The 14,876-nt window shown below is 38.8% G+C and carries 13 protein-coding genes; 2 read left to right on the forward strand and 11 right to left on the reverse strand.

The window, feature by feature from the left end:
- Positions 1–53: 53 nt before the first annotated feature.
- The 10 genes from LG273_RS10375 to LG273_RS10420 form a co-directional block, all read right to left on the reverse strand.
- Complete coding sequence (locus LG273_RS10375; protein WP_379564328.1) at positions 54–1,022, reverse strand: aromatic acid exporter family protein; 969 nt, start codon at positions 1,020–1,022, stop codon at positions 54–56.
- A gap of 165 nt (positions 1,023–1,187) precedes the next feature.
- Positions 1,188–1,619, reverse strand: a complete 432-nt coding sequence (locus LG273_RS10380) for a BrxA/BrxB family bacilliredoxin (RefSeq protein ID WP_379564330.1) — start codon at positions 1,617–1,619, stop codon at positions 1,188–1,190.
- 113 nt (positions 1,620–1,732) lie between these two features.
- Positions 1,733–3,007, reverse strand: coding sequence for a dihydrolipoamide acetyltransferase family protein (locus LG273_RS10385; RefSeq protein ID WP_404453309.1), 1,275 nt, complete (start codon positions 3,005–3,007; stop codon positions 1,733–1,735).
- A 19-nt stretch (positions 3,008–3,026) separates the two neighbouring features.
- Complete coding sequence (locus tag LG273_RS10390; RefSeq protein ID WP_404453312.1) at positions 3,027–4,010, reverse strand: alpha-ketoacid dehydrogenase subunit beta; 984 nt, start codon at positions 4,008–4,010, stop codon at positions 3,027–3,029.
- A 14-nt stretch (positions 4,011–4,024) separates the two neighbouring features.
- A complete protein-coding gene (locus tag LG273_RS10395; RefSeq protein WP_404459519.1) occupies positions 4,025–4,963 on the reverse strand; it encodes a thiamine pyrophosphate-dependent dehydrogenase E1 component subunit alpha in 939 nt (312 codons plus the stop codon).
- Positions 4,964–5,049: 86 nt separating this feature from the next.
- The gene (gene lpdA / locus LG273_RS10400) at positions 5,050–6,471 is read right to left on the reverse strand and encodes a dihydrolipoyl dehydrogenase (protein ID WP_379564336.1); all 1,422 of its coding nucleotides are present in this window, start codon (positions 6,469–6,471) and stop codon (positions 5,050–5,052) included.
- Positions 6,455–7,588 carry a butyrate kinase gene (gene buk, locus LG273_RS10405; protein WP_404453315.1) on the reverse strand — a complete coding sequence of 378 codons (1,134 nt, stop codon included), beginning with the start codon at positions 7,586–7,588 and terminating at the stop codon, positions 6,455–6,457. Before buk ends, lpdA begins: the two co-directional genes overlap by 17 nt.
- 11 nt (positions 7,589–7,599) lie before the next feature.
- Positions 7,600–8,694, reverse strand: a complete 1,095-nt coding sequence (bcd, locus tag LG273_RS10410; protein WP_404453318.1) for a branched-chain amino acid dehydrogenase — start codon at positions 8,692–8,694, stop codon at positions 7,600–7,602.
- Between the two features lie 12 nt (positions 8,695–8,706).
- Positions 8,707–9,612 carry a phosphate butyryltransferase gene (gene yqiS, locus LG273_RS10415; RefSeq protein WP_404453321.1) on the reverse strand — a complete coding sequence of 302 codons (906 nt, stop codon included), beginning with the start codon at positions 9,610–9,612 and terminating at the stop codon, positions 8,707–8,709.
- Positions 9,613–9,727: 115 nt separating this feature from the next.
- Entirely contained in the window at positions 9,728–11,791 is a 2,064-nt protein-coding gene (locus LG273_RS10420; protein ID WP_404453324.1) for a sigma 54-interacting transcriptional regulator, read from the reverse strand.
- A gap of 135 nt (positions 11,792–11,926) precedes the next feature.
- On the opposite strand from LG273_RS10420, the gene LG273_RS10425 reads away from it, so the two are divergent.
- Complete coding sequence (locus tag LG273_RS10425) at positions 11,927–12,157, forward strand: DUF2627 domain-containing protein (protein WP_404453327.1); 231 nt, start codon at positions 11,927–11,929, stop codon at positions 12,155–12,157.
- A gap of 272 nt (positions 12,158–12,429) precedes the next feature.
- Entirely contained in the window at positions 12,430–13,776 is a 1,347-nt protein-coding gene (locus LG273_RS10430) for an aspartate kinase (RefSeq protein WP_404453330.1), read from the forward strand.
- A gap of 87 nt (positions 13,777–13,863) precedes the next feature.
- On the opposite strand, the gene spo0A is transcribed toward LG273_RS10430, so the two are convergent.
- Positions 13,864–14,640 (reverse strand): sporulation transcription factor Spo0A, encoded by a 777-nt coding sequence (gene spo0A, locus LG273_RS10435; RefSeq protein ID WP_379564350.1) that lies wholly within the window; start codon positions 14,638–14,640, stop codon positions 13,864–13,866.
- Positions 14,641–14,876: the final 236 nt, after the last annotated feature.

Consider the following 14,876-nt stretch of genomic DNA (forward strand, 5'->3'; position numbering starts at 1 on the left):
TTTAGTTGTTTCTTGATTATATTAAGCTTTATATACTAGACATTCACTTTCCCTTAGCCTCTTTTTTTATTTTGTATATCACTTTTTTTATATCGTTGCTTTAGCAATAGATAATCCTCTATTTCGTGTAGTAGACGAAATAAATTAGCCCGGGTTTCAAATTCTTCACGTGTTTCAGGTAAGTCTTCTTCATCAAATTCTTTTTGTAATTTGTTTAGTTCCTCTAGATATACAATAGCTGTATTTCCTGGATGTACTGCTTTTGATAACCCTTCAAAGAAGACAGCAACTTTTTCAGAAATGGTTATTTTGTTTGGTAATTTTGTTACAAGTGGTAGCATTCTCTTTAATAATTCAAATTGGCGCTGTCGCATATAAAAATAATCCCGATACGGATGCTTGCTTCGCAATAGGTGGTTTTCCTTATCTCGTTCAACCAAATCTAAAGCCTCTTCAAGAAGTGTCTCTGTTTCTGATATTTCCTTGCCATCCCAGTGCTTCTCTTTGTTACGAACATACAAAGCGACTTCGAATAAAATAGTCTGGAAGTTGTGTTCTACCCTCTTTTGCTTGGCTTTTAATTTTTTATCCAAACTTGGCATATATAAGTTTAGCAGTAATCCTGTCCCGATTCCTACAATAATAAGCACGAACTGATCTGTTAAAAAGGAAAGATCAATACCTGAAGCACTATACAGATTTAAAATAATGACCGAGCTTGTGGCAATTCCTTGAGTCACCTTTAAATAGACGGTAACAGGGATAAATGCAGCAAGCATTAGTCCTACTGATATAGGATGATATCCAATCACTTCAAAAAATACTACAGAAAATATACTCGCTATTACGCATGCCAAAAAACGGTTCCAAGCACTAAGAAATGATTGCTTTCTGGAAGGCTGGATACACAGAATTGTTAAAATGCCTGCTGATACAAAGTTTGTTAGCCCTAAAAATTGTGCGATCGATATCGCAACAGGCGTCCCAATCGCAGTCTTTATTGTCCTATAACCGATCTTCACTTTTATAACTCCTTTAAATCCCCTATACAATTTTACATAAACTAAATGATTACGAATGGTTAGCAAACATGTATACCTACTTAGAAGTAAAAAGAGGCTGACCTAATTTAATAGCGACAGCCTCTTTTTAATTTGCACACTTTGCTGTATTTACCAGCTAAAGAACTAAATTTCTTCGCAGTGTTCATCAAATATGGATTGTAATCTTCCGACAACATCCATAGCGCTATGTCCTTCAATATCATGTCTTTCCAGCATAGTTACAACTTTTCCATCTTTCATAAAAGCAAAGGAAGGTGAAGAAGGTGGGTATCCTTCAAAATAACTACGTGCCTTTTCTGTAGCTTCTTTATCCTGCCCTGCAAAAACGGTAACGAGATGATCAGGTCGTTTATCATAATGTACAGAGTTTGCAGCAGCTGGACGAGCTACACCACCAGCACATCCACATACTGAATTTACCATCACAAGTGTAGTCCCTTTACGGTCAAATGCTTGGTCTACCTCTTCTGGTGTTTTTAATTCTTCATATCCAGCTTCCGTTATATCTTCACGTGCTGCATTCACAACATCATTCATAAAAATATTGAAATCCATACTTGCTTCAACCCCTAACGTAAATTAATTCTATTAAATCATGTACTCAGCATATCAAGTTTCACACGATTTATCAATTTATTAAACACGCTCAGGAAAGGATAGTCAGTCATTTAATAAATACTTAATGTATTCTCATTCATGTTCTCTAATGTTTTCTTCATATAGGACAAGAAGTTCCCGCAAACTAACCCATCCAGAACGCGATGATCAAGAGATAAAGAAAGGTTAACCATGTCTCTGGCTGCAAACATATTATTTACGATTACAGGTCTTTTTACGATTGACTCGACCTGTAAAATAGCAGCCTGTGGATGATTAATGACGCCCATAGAATGAATAGATCCAAAAGAACCTGTATTATTAACTGTAAACGTTCCACCTTGCATATCATTTGCCGTTAGTTTGCCATTCCTTGCTTTACCCGCTAGTTCAGAAATCTCTTTTGCAATTCCTTTGATGCTTTTTTCATCAGCATTCTTTATAACAGGTACAAATAATTCTTCATCTTTCGCAACAGCGATCGAAAGGTTAATTGCTTTCTTTTGAATTATTTTATCTCCAGCCCACATACTGTTTAACTGTGGATATTCTTTTAATGCCTGGGAGACTGCTTTTACGAAGAAGGAGAAGAATGTTAGGCTGAATCCTTCTTTTCGCTTGAAATCATCTTTGATTTGATTCCGATATGTCACAAGATCTGTTACATCCACCTCTACGGTCATCCAGGCATGCGGGATCTCTTGCTTCGATTTCACCATATTATGGGCGATCGCTTTACGTACCCCTGTTACTGGAATTTCGATATCGCCTTGTTGTACCTCTGCAGCTTTAGTTGGAGCACTTGTTTTTTCAACAACTGCCTCTTGTTCCGGCTCAGAAGGTTTGCTAGAAACGGTTTCGTCACTACTCTTAGTTTGAGGTTTTCCATTTGCAAGATATTTTTCAATATCTTTTCTCTTAATTCTCCCCTTCTGACCTGTACCATCCACTTGATTAAGATCTATATCATTTTCTTGTGCTAAACGCAACACAGCAGGAGAATAGCGTTTCTTCATTGATTGGTCTGTTTCTTTAGATTGCTTATCTTCTGCTGCTTCCTTCTTGTCGGTTGTAGTTGAAGAGTCTGCTGAATCACCTTTACTATCCTCTGTATCGATGTAACACATGAGTTCCCCTACTGAAATTGTTTCACCCTCTTGGGCAACAAGTTCCTTTATTACCCCCGTAAAGGAAGAGGGTACTTCTGCGTTAACTTTATCTGTCATTACTTCAGCTATAGGGTCATATTTATTCACTTTATCGCCTGGTTGAACAAGCCATGAACTGATCGTTCCCTCTGTTACACTTTCCCCTAGTTGTGGCATGTTAATTTTTTCCGAAGCCATGTTCAATCCTCCTTCAGATTTAAAATTCTGCTAGTTCTCGCATTGCCTTTTCTACTTTATCTGGATTCATCATAAAATACTTTTCCATTGTCGGTGCATAAGGCATCGAAGGAACATCTGGCCCTGCAAGCCGTTTAATCGGTGCATCAAGGTCAAATAAACAATTTTCTGCAACAATTGCTGCTACTTCCCCAATGATGCTTCCTTCCTTATTGTCCTCGGTTACAAGCAGAACTTTACCCGTTTTTTGGGCTGCTTCTATAATTGCTTCTTTATCCAATGGGTACACTGTTCGCAAATCCAGTATATGAGCATCAATGCCTTCTTCTGCAAGCTTTTCAGCAGCCTGCAGAGCAAAGTGGACACAGAGTCCGTACGTAATAACTGTTATGTCCGACCCTTCCCTTTTTACATCAGCTTTCCCGATTGGAAGGACGTAATCATCCTCTGGTACTTCTCCTTTAAGGAGACGATATGCTCTTTTATGTTCAAAGAAAAGGACAGGATCATTGTCGCGAATGGCCGCTTTTAGGAGACCTTTTACATCATATGGAGTAGATGGCATAACAATCTTTAACCCCGGCTGGTTAGCAAAAACTGCTTCCACAGATTGTGAATGGTAAAGTGCGCCATGAACACCTCCGCCATATGGCGCGCGAATTGTCATCGGTACATTCCAGTCATTATTGGAGCGATAGCGCATTTTTGCAGCTTCTGAGATAATTTGATTGACTGCCGGCATAATAAAGTCGGCAAATTGCATTTCCGCAACAGGGCGCATGCCGTACATTGCTGCACCGATTCCGACTCCGGCGATTGCAGATTCAGCAAGCGGGGTATCGAGCACACGTGCTTCTCCAAATTCTTCATACAAGCCATCTGTAGCACGAAAGACACCGCCTTTTTTACCGACGTCCTCCCCAAGTACAAATACTTTTTCATCACGTAGCATTTCTTCCCTTAAAGCAGCTGTAACTGCTTGAATATAAGACATTACTGGCATTTTCGATTCCCTCCCTACTCTTCATAAACATATTTCAATGCATGTTCTGCCTCCGCATATGCAGCATTTTCTGCATATGCGGTTGCTTCATTAACAATTGAGCTAATTTCATCGACCATTTCTTTTTCTGCTTCTTCCGTCATTACGCCACTTTCTTTTAAGTACGCAGCAAATGTAATGATAGAATCTTTTTTCTTCGCCTCTTCTACTTCATCACTTTCCCTATAAAGACGATCATCATCGTCACTGGAATGTGCAGTTAGTCTGTAGGATACTGCTTCGATAAGAGTCGGTCCTTCACCGTTAATCGCCCGTTCTCTTGCTTTTTTCACCGCTTCGTATACCGCTAATGGATCGTTCCCATCTACTGTGACTCCTGGCATTCCATAACCAATTGCCCGGTCGGAAACATTCTTGCTAGCAATTTGTTTTTCAATCGGTACAGAAATGGCATACTTATTATTTTCCACCATTGTAATAACGGGTAGCTTATGTACCCCAGCAAAGTTTAATCCTTCATGGAAGTCTCCTTGGTTAGATGAACCTTCTCCGAGTGTTACAAAAGATACAAAGTCTTTTTTCTCCATCTTCCCGGCAAGTGCTACACCAACCGCATGTGGTACTTGTGTGGTTACTGGTGAAGAACCACTTAGGATTCTGTTTTTCTTTTGGCCAAAGTGACCCGGCATTTGTCTTCCACCAGAGTTGGGATCTTCAGCTTTAGCAAAACCGGAAAGCATTAACTCTTTTGCTGTCATTCCAAAGGCTAGCACGACACCCATATCTCTATAATAAGGAGCGGTATAATCTTTTTCCCGATCAAGAGCAAAAGATGCCCCTACCTGTGCAGCTTCCTGTCCCTGACACGAGATAACAAAAGGAATTTTACCAGCTCGATTTAAAAGCCACATACGCTCATCTAATTTTCTTGCGAGTAGCATGGTGCGAAACATCTCTAGAACTTGATCATCCGTTAAACCTAGTGCTTCATGACGTTTTGTTTCCAATGTAATAACCTCCTTTTTACTTTATGCCTTTTTTACCCGTGGATTTGTTTTCCTTCCACTGCCAATGCAGCTTCTCCAACTATTTCGGAAAGAGTTGGATGCGGATGGACAGTGTGTGATAATTCCCAAGGTGTTGCGTCCAATACTTTTGCCAGGCCTGCTTCTGAAATTAAATCCGTAACATGTGGGCCGACCATATGAATTCCGAGTAAATCCTCTGTTTTCTTATCTGCGATTATTTTCACAAAGCCTTCTGCTTCTCCGTGCACAAGTGCTTTTCCGATTGCTTGAAAAGGGAATTTCCCTACTTTTATTTCATAGCCCTGCTCGGTAGCTTGCTTCTCTGTGAGCCCTACGCTGGCAGCTTCTGGACTTGAATAAATACAAGCAGGAATATTATCATACTGTAAAGCGAGTGGCTTTTCATCTGCCATGTGCTCCACTGCCACAATTCCTTCATGGGAAGCAACATGAGCAAGCTGCATTCCTCCAATGACATCCCCAATTGCGTAAATGTGTGATTCTTTTGTTTGGTAAAAGTCATTTGTTTGAATAAACCCATTCTCAATAACGATGTCTGTGTTCTCAATACCTATGTTTGTCGTGTTCGCTTCCCGTCCAACAGATACGAGCATTTTATCGGCTGTAAAAGTGTCTTTTTTATCTCCTATTTCTGCAGAGATAGTCACAGTACTTCCAAGTTCAACACTTTCAGGAAGGACTTTTGCTCCTTTTACAAAGGTGACTCCTCGTTTTTTTAACTGCTTCTCTACTTCTGTTGCGATTGCTTTATCTTCAGTTGGTAATATTTGATCTGAATACTCTAACACAGTTACGTTGACACCGAAGTCTGTGAGCATAGATGCCCATTCAATACCTATAACGCCACCTCCAACAATCAGGATCGACTCAGGTAGTGATTCCATTTGTAAGGCATCATCGGAACTCATTACCATCTCCCCATCTAATTTCAAGCCAGGTAATGTTTTTGGTTTGGAGCCTGTCGCAATTAGAACGTTTTTGGGTACAATCATCGTGTTTTCGTCCCCATTCGCATACTCAATTGAGATCGTGCCAGGCATAGGAGAAAAGATACTTGGACCAAGAATTCGACCATAGCCTTGGAATACGTCAATTTTCCCTTTTTTCATTAAACCTTGAACACCTTTGTGTAAGGTTTCCACAATGGAAGTTTTCCTCTCTTGTACTTTGTTAAAATTTAAGTGTGGATCCTGAGTTTCAACACCGTAGTGTGAGGATTCTTTTGTTTGTCTGAACACTTCAGCGCTTCTCAATAAAGCTTTTGAAGGGATGCAGCCTCTATGCAAGCATGTGCCTCCCAACTCCCCTTTTTCTACAATAGCTACCTGCATTCCCAGCTGAGAGGCACGAATAGCTGCTACATATCCGCCAGTACCTCCGCCTAAGATTACTAAATCATATTCTTTTGCCATATAGGAATCGCTCCCCCTTATCATCATTAGGATAAACTTTGGGTTTTTCTTGTTTTCTGAGCACACGAAGTACACCTTCATTTAGTGCTTCTAACTCGTTTTCACCAGGGTAAACAGCCGTGTCGGCAATCCATTTCACTCGTTTCATAATCATTTCTGTAAAGGTTTTTCCGTAGGCTAAGCCGCCTGTCAGGACAATAAGATCTACTTTTCCTTGTAATACGGATGCCATAGATCCTATTTCTTTTGCAATTTGATAAGCCATTGCTTCGTATACTTCTTCAACATATGTATCACCTGCAGCAATTCTTTTTTCGACTTCTATTGCATCATTGGTTTCCAGATAGGCCATTAGACCGCCTTGCCCGACGATTTTCTTCATGATTTCATCCAGATAATACTCTCCAGAAAAACATAAAGAAACAAGATCACCTGCCGGAACCGTTCCCGCACGCTCAGGAGAAAAAGGTCCGTCTCCATGTAGGCCATTATTTACATCAATGACTTTGCCGCCTTGATGAGCACCTATTGTAATACCGCCCCCCATGTGGGTAACGATCATGTTCATCTCTTCATAAGACTTTTCAAGATCGCGGGCTGCTTTTCTAGCTACAGCTTTCTGATTAAGCGCATGGAAAATACTCTTTCTAGGTATTTCTGGCACCCCTGAGAAACGAGCAATGTCGGCCAATTCATCTACCACGACAGGATCCACTATAAAGGCAGGTATGTTGAGACCAGTGGCGATCTCATGGGAGATAATTCCCCCTAAATTTGATGCGTGTTCACCGTTAAATCCCGTCTGGAGATCATGTAACATGATGTCGTTTACTTCATATGTTCCGCCTTCAATAGGTTGCAATAGACCTCCCCGGCCACAAACAGCACTTAACTTGGAAATATTGATACCTTCATAATCCAACTGTTCAAGTATCACATTTTTTCTAAAATCATACTGATCCATTATCTTAGGAAATGGGCTTAGTTCTTCTCCACTATGCCGAATAGATTTCTCGAAAATACAAATCTCATTTTCAAAAACACCAATCTTAGTAGAGGTAGAACCAGGATTAATAACAAGATTTCTATAAGTTGATTGCAAAATGCTACCCTCCATTGCACACATAATTACCTTCTGCTAAGGATGTGATGTTCGTTTAATAAGAATTGACTTCTTGAATTTCTTTTCGCTTCAATCCGCTCCTCTGCCATACGATCAGCAGCAACATATGTCGGAATGTTATCTCGTTTAGATATTTCAAAAACTCTGATTAAGCTATCATAAATCGTTTCGACTTTTTTCATAGCCCGTTGTTGGTTGTATCCAACCAGTTCATCTGCCACATTAATGACCCCACCTGAATTGATCACATAATCAGGAGCGTATACGATCCCTTTTTCATGAATGATATCTCCATGTTTGGAGGACTTAAGTTGGTTGTTTGCTGATCCAGCAATGATTTTTGCCTTTATGCGGTTAATTGTATCATCATTAACTGTTGCCCCAAGAGCACATGGTGCATAAATGTCACATTCCACATCATAGATATCGTCTGGATCTACTGCTGTTGCACCAAACGCCTCTACTGCTCTTTCAACAGATTGTTTATTAATATCTGTAACAATTAGCTTTGCACCTTCTTTATGAAGAAACTCACAAAGTGCGTAAGCTACATTACCTACTCCCTGTATCGCAACAGTTTTTCCTTCTAATGAGTCAGTCCCGTAAGCTTCCATTGCTGCAGCTTTCATTCCTTTGTAAACTCCATATGCAGTTACAGGTGATGGGTTACCTGAAGATCCAGACTCAGGGGAGATCCCTGTCACAAAATCTGTTTCTAGGTGAATAAGGTCCATATCATGAACCGTAGTACCAACATCCTCTGCAGTAATATAACGACCATTTAATCCTTGAATATACCTACCAAAAGCACGGAACATTTCCGGATTCTTATCCGTTTTTGGATCGCCAATAATGACAGTTTTCCCTCCACCAAGGTTAAGACCCGCAGCGGCATTTTTATATGTCATTCCTCTCGCAAGTCGAAGAGCATCTTCAATCGCTTCATCTTCTGATTGATAGGTCCACATTCTAGTACCACCAAGTGCCGGCCCTAGTGTTGTATCATGAATCGCAATAATTGCTTTTAAACCAGAGCTCTTGTCTTGGCAAAAAACAAGCTGCTCGTAATCATATTTTTCCATGTGAGTAAAAATTTCCATTCTAAGTTCCTCCTAAATAGTTGTGGTTGTTGCTAATGCCAATGAGAGAGAGTACAATTTACTTTCTGCACGATCAGCTCGAGATGGCAAGACAATCGGTGCTTTGGCGCCACTTACGATGGCAGCCACTTTTGCATTAGCAAAATAAATAAATGATTTATAAAGAGCATTTCCTACATCAATGGTAGGCACTAATAAGATATCTGGATTTCCTGCTACTTCCGATTGAATTCCTTTATGTTTTGCTGCCTCCAACGAAACAGCATTATCAAAAGCCAAGGGGCCATCAATGATACAATCCTTTATTTGGCCTCGTTTTTGCATTTGGGTTAACAATGCGGCATCCACGGAAGACTGCATGGCTTCGTTTACTGTTTCAACAGGCGCAAGTGCTGCAACTTTGGGAAGTGTTATACCAATTCCTTTCGCTACTTTAACAGCATTGTTAATAATAGTTGCTTTTTCTTTTAAATTAGGCGCAATATTCATTGCAGGATCTGTCAAGAACATCAAACGATCACGCCCAGGAATTTCAAAAAGAGCCACATGGGATAATATGCTTCCTGTTCTAAGCCCATATTCCTTATGTAAGACAGCCTTTAACAGGATATTGGTTGCGACATTTCCTTTCATTAAAACATCAGCTTCATTTTCAGAGACTGCTTTTACAGCTGATGTTACAGCTTCCTCCTGCGTTGTAGCGTGTCTAACTGTTATATGTGGATCTGTTACATTAAGCATGACTTCTTCAGCTACTTGTTTTATTTTTTCCTTTTCACCAAATAATAAAAAAGAACATAAATTTTTTCTTAAAGCTTCTCGTACGGCAACCAATACTTCTTTATCATTCGCATTAGCGACAGATACTGTTTTCCTCTCTGTTGGAATATTTAAATGTAGATCATCTAAATTCTTCATACGTGACCTCCTGTCTGCCCATTATAAATGTAGCAAATTTCATGCCAACTCTTTTGCAGCTTTATTATTTGAAAAACCTTCTTTTTTTTAATTTAACACTATGCAAACCTGCAAATTATTGCATGTCAGTTTTTTCAATTTTATACTTTTCCATTTTATAATATAAGTTACGAATAGAGATTTTTAAATCTTTTGCGGTTTTTGTTTTATTAAAATTATTTCGCTTATAAGTTTCATAAATGTAAGACCTCTCGAATTTTTCCATAGCATCCTGTAGGGGCTGCCCTTCTTTTGGTCGAAAAGGGCGTATACCTGTCTCTACCTTATCAAGCTGGAGTTCTGGTAGATCGGATGCTTCCATTATCTCTTGGGACATATCCATATAAATCATGGCTCGTCCAATGACATTCTCTAACTCCCGGATATTTCCTGGCCAGTGATAATTCTTTAATTTTTCTAGTGCTTCAAGGGAGATAGATTGCACATTTCGTCCATAGTCTTCATTAATCTTTAAAATCATATGTTGCACTAAAACAGGCAGATCCGATAATCGATCTTTAAGTTTAGGAATATAGATAGGAAGTCTGTTTAGGCGGTAATAAAGGTCTTCCCGAAAGGATTTCTTAATGATTGCTTTTTCAAGATTTACATTTGTAGCTGCAATAATGCGCACATTAATACTTATCGGCTCTGTACCACCAACTCGAACGATTTCTTGCTCTTGTAAAACACGGAGTAATTTTGCCTGCATATTGAGGGATAATTCTCCGATCTCATCTAAAAAGATGCTTCCGTTATTTGCTTCTTCAAAGTAGCCTTTTTTACCACCATGCTTTGCTCCAGAAAAAGCTCCTTCTTCATAACCGAAAAGTTCGCTTTCTAAAATGGATTCGGCTATAGCAGCGCAATTTACCCGGATAAATTTATTATGCTTTCGATCACTTTCATTATGAATCGCATGGGCAAAAAGTTCTTTCCCAGTACCCGATTCGCCCCTCAATAATACTGTGGCTGGTGTTCTTGCCCCCACTTTTGCTTGTTCAAGGGCTAGCTTCATCTCTACAGAATTTCCTAATATATCTCTAAAAGTATATTTAGCTTCAAGGTTCCGAATAATTTGTCTAGCGCGTTTTAATTCACTCGTTAAGGCTTGAATCTCCGTTACATCGTGAAGCACCCCAACGCTCCCTTTAATTTTGCCATCCACAATGATGGGGGCAACATTGACGTAGACATCCTTGCGTCCAGGGCCGACTTTCATCCTTACACCTCTAACAGCTCGACGGGTTTGCAGTACTTTTAAATGCATGCTTTCCCCTTCTGAAATGTCTACTGTCGCAGGTTTGCCAATCACGTCTAGTTCTTTTAAGCCGGTAATTCTTGTATATGCTGGGTTAATCATCATCCCGTTCCCGTTTTCATCTACAACACTGATAGCCTCATCCGAAGACTGGATAATGGCTTCTAGCATCGTTTTTATATCCTTCAAATCCGTATTTTCTTCGGCAAGGTTGACGACTTCTGTTATATCTTTAAATACGGCAAACGCTCCGATTAAATTTTGCTCAGCATCTATAATAGGAATGCGTGTCGTTATAATCTGCTTACCATTTTCTAATGTTAGCTTTTGGTTTACTTCTTTCCGCTTATTACGCAGAATCTTAGGAAGGCGTGTTGCTGGGATGACAGACTGAATATATTTTCCTTCTACGTCCTTCTTTGATAGGCCGACGATTTGTTCGGCACTTTTATTCATGAACTGGATGGTGCCTTGATTATTTACAACCAGCATACCGTCCCTGATATTATTTAAAATTAAGTGTTGATTGTTCATTTGAAGCTTTATTCGCTCAAGTAAAGCTTCTTTCTCATTAAAAAGTTCCGAAATTATGTATGCTACACTACCGGGGATTACAACTGTCTTTCTGTTTCGTTTGTCTACAATTTGATCTAAGACCTCTTCTTTTCCAGTAGCCTCAATGATAATATCAATATCTTTATCGATCCATTCGTGCCAATTATACCCTATTTGAATTCCATACTTTCTTGCAAGCTCTAAACCTTCCGCATCTCTATCCACATCGATTACAGCAACAATGTTCATGCGGTTTGCTTGATAAAGTATATTTAACAGAATACTACCGCCTTTACCTGCCCCAACGATAAGTACACGCTTCATCTCATCCCACCTTGCATTATTTTGCACAGTTATATGATACGCTATCATGCATACTTTGGCAAATTACAAACAGTACATTTAAGTTTCGTCATCTGCTATAATAGTTGTGATTATAAATTTCAAGGGGAAATAATAATGAGGAGATTACTTGCCTTACTTGTATTATTCATACCAGGTGTCATTGCTGCCTATGGCATAAAATTAATGAGAGATGCACTTTTTTCAGAATTCTATCCTTTATTTTTACATATTGGTGTGCAATTTATTGTTGGCCTTCTCTTCTTTATAGCTGGGTTAGGTTTTATCGGAGGCTTTATTGTGTATCGAGATCGTAAGAAACAAAAAAAGAAAGGTAATATAAAGTGAAAATTAGATTGGTCTGGAGTTCCTTCTCTCCTTCACAAAATGTTAGTTGGATCTTTACTGCCAATTGGTCTTCACCTAGAATGCTTGAAGTATACTGCTTTCTAGAAATTTGGGCTCGTTGGTTGGTTAAAGTGAGACAAAAAGATGGAAGAAAAGCTGTCTTTTTTTATTTCTTCCCATGGCTTCTTTTTTAGGTTTAGTTACAAAAAATATTGTCTAATATTTCATATATGTGTTATGATTTATTTTAAAAATTGCTCAGGAGGCATTTTATGAAAGTAGCAAAATTTGGGGGAAGCTCGATGGCAACAGCTGCCCAGCTTCATAAGGTTGCCAGTATAATTAAAGACGATCCTTCCAGAAAAATTATCGTTGTCTCAGCACCAGGAAAAAGGTTTGCAGATGATGTCAAAACAACTGATTTACTCATTCAGCTCGGGGAATCATACATAAACGGAGAACACTATGAGGAAATCTATGGGAAAGTTTTAAGTCGATTTAGAGAAATAATTGAAGAACTCTTATTAAATACTGCTTTGTTGGAAGATATTGAAAACACCTTAAAAGATGTGCTGTCAAAAGACATTTCTTCTATAGCAAAATTAGATGCGCTGAAATCAATTGGTGAAGACAGTTCCGCAAAGATTCTAAGTGCTTATTTACAAGCAATTGGTTTTGAAGCCTCCTATGTCAATCCAAAAGACGCTGGTATTATCGTCAGCAATAATCCAGGAAATGCACAGATTTTAGACAGTAGTTTCACAAAAATTTACGCTTTACGCGAAAAAGTCGGAATATTAGTTATACCGGGTTTTTTCGGATATACTGAAGATGGCGAACTCATGACGTTCTCTCGAGGCGGCTCCGATATTACAGGTTCTATTGTAGCAGCAGGTGTGGAAGCTACCTTATATGAGAATTTTACAGATGTAGATTCTGTTTATGCAGTTAATCCAACTATTGTTTCGAATCCTAAAGAAATAAAAACACTCACGTATAAAGAAATGCGAGAGCTTTCTTACGCAGGTTTCTCCGTTTTCCATGACGAGGCATTAATACCTGCCTTTAAAAAACAGATTCCTGTTTGCATTAAAAATACAAATAACCCTCACCTTCCAGGAACGAATATCGTAGCTGAAAAAAAGCCTGAAGAAAAATGTGTCGTGGGAATTGCTAGTGATACAGGATTCAGTAGCTTGTATGTAAGCAAATATCTCATGAACAGAGAAATCGGTTTTGGTCGTAAACTTTTAAATATTTTAGAAGACGAAGGAATCTCCTTTGAACATGCTCCATCTGGAATCGATGACTTATCTGTTATTATTCGTGACAGCAAATTATCAAAAGCAAAAGAAAAAAATATTACGAAGCGCATTTATGAGGAGCTTCATCCAGATACGGTCATCCTGCATAGAGATCTAGCGATGATTATGGTCGTCGGAGAAGGTTTAATGAACACAATAGGAGTTGCACAAAAAGCAACTACTGCCATTGCCAATGCAAATGTAAACATTGAAATGATCAACCAAGGCTCGTCTGAAGTTTCCATGATGTTTGGCATACAGGCAGCGGATCTAAATCGAGCTGTGGAATCACTCTATCACGTGTTTTTTGATTAAATGTTATTAATGCAAAATTTTGCACATACTAAAACCTAAAAAAAGATGATACCTGCTATCAGGGCATCATCTTTTTTGTTGACTAAATTAACTCGCCTTATGCTCCAATCTTAATCGATCCGCAACCATCGCAATAAATTCTGAATTCGTTGGTTTTGCTTTGGTAATGGAAATGGTGTAGCCAAACAGTGCAGAAATGGAATCAATATTCCCTCTGCTCCAAGCTACTTCGATTGCATGGCGGATGGCTCTTTCTACCCGAGAAGCTGTTGTGTTAAATTTCTTAGCAATATCAGGATAGAGCACCTTCGTAATTGAACCAAGCAGTTCAATGTCGTTATATACCATGGTGATCGCCTCACGTAAATACATGTATCCTTTAATATGTGCGGGCACTCCAATTTCATGAATAATGTTTGTTATACTTGCTTCAAGATCCTGCTTTCTTTTTTCTTTTCTTACTACTTTTTTCGGAGTGGAACCAACAGTGTTTCTTCCCTGTACTTGTCGGACTTGTTCAGCTAAGTTATCTAAGTCAAAAGGCTTTAATATAAAGTAAGAAGCACCTAAATCTACAGCCTTCTTCATTACTTCCTCCTGCCCAAAAGCAGTTAACATAATTACATTTGGCTTAACCCCATCCATACCTCTAACTGTATTTAAAACGGCAAGACCGTCTACATGTGGCATAATAATATCTAGAATTAAGACATCTGGCTCAAGATCCTCGAGCATTGTAAGGCAATCCCTGCCATTAAAAGCTGTTCCAATTACCTCAATATCTTGTTGTTCATCAAAGTAATCCTCCATTAACTGCACTAATTCCCTGTTATCATCCACCAAACAAACCGAAATTTTATCCACTAAAAAGCTCCTCCTTTATGTAGTAAACTCTTCTTATTCTTACTTATTCTACACAACTTTTAAATATCCTTTATTTTTTTAAAAAACATTGGCTTTTTTTGCAAATGCTATAATTTGCTCTTTCTTACTACTATTTACGATATAATTCGATAATATTATACAAAAATTTGTCGAATTATATTTCAGTGTAAGTATAACACAAGGGGACCTGAAATTTTTTGTAAAATCACAAAAAA

Source organism: Oceanobacillus kapialis, assembly GCF_044790185.1.
Lineage (GTDB): Bacteria > Bacillota > Bacilli > Bacillales > Amphibacillaceae > Oceanobacillus_B > Oceanobacillus_B kapialis.

What these genes read in the sequence shown, in the direction of transcription:
- LG273_RS10380 (WP_379564330.1), bottom strand. Translation starts at nt 1,619, where the DNA reads ATGGATTTCAATATTTTTATGAATGATGTTGTGAATGCAGCACGTGAA.
- LG273_RS10385 (WP_404453309.1), bottom strand. Translation starts at nt 3,007, where the DNA reads ATGGCTTCGGAAAAAATTAACATGCCACAACTAGGGGAAAGTGTAACA.
- LG273_RS10390 (WP_404453312.1), bottom strand. Translation starts at nt 4,010, where the DNA reads ATGCCAGTAATGTCTTATATTCAAGCAGTTACAGCTGCTTTAAGGGAA.
- LG273_RS10395 (WP_404459519.1), bottom strand. Translation starts at nt 4,963, where the DNA reads ATGTTTCGCACCATGCTACTCGCAAGAAAATTAGATGAGCGTATGTGG.
- lpdA (WP_379564336.1), bottom strand. Translation starts at nt 6,471, where the DNA reads ATGGCAAAAGAATATGATTTAGTAATCTTAGGCGGAGGTACTGGCGGA.
- buk (WP_404453315.1), bottom strand. Translation starts at nt 7,588, where the DNA reads ATGGAGGGTAGCATTTTGCAATCAACTTATAGAAATCTTGTTATTAAT.
- bcd (WP_404453318.1), bottom strand. Translation starts at nt 8,694, where the DNA reads ATGGAAATTTTTACTCACATGGAAAAATATGATTACGAGCAGCTTGTT.
- yqiS (WP_404453321.1), bottom strand. Translation starts at nt 9,612, where the DNA reads ATGAAGAATTTAGATGATCTACATTTAAATATTCCAACAGAGAGGAAA.
- LG273_RS10420 (WP_404453324.1), bottom strand. Translation starts at nt 11,791, where the DNA reads ATGAAGCGTGTACTTATCGTTGGGGCAGGTAAAGGCGGTAGTATTCTG.
- LG273_RS10425 (WP_404453327.1), top strand. Translation starts at nt 11,927, where the DNA reads ATGAGGAGATTACTTGCCTTACTTGTATTATTCATACCAGGTGTCATT.
- LG273_RS10430 (WP_404453330.1), top strand. Translation starts at nt 12,430, where the DNA reads ATGAAAGTAGCAAAATTTGGGGGAAGCTCGATGGCAACAGCTGCCCAG.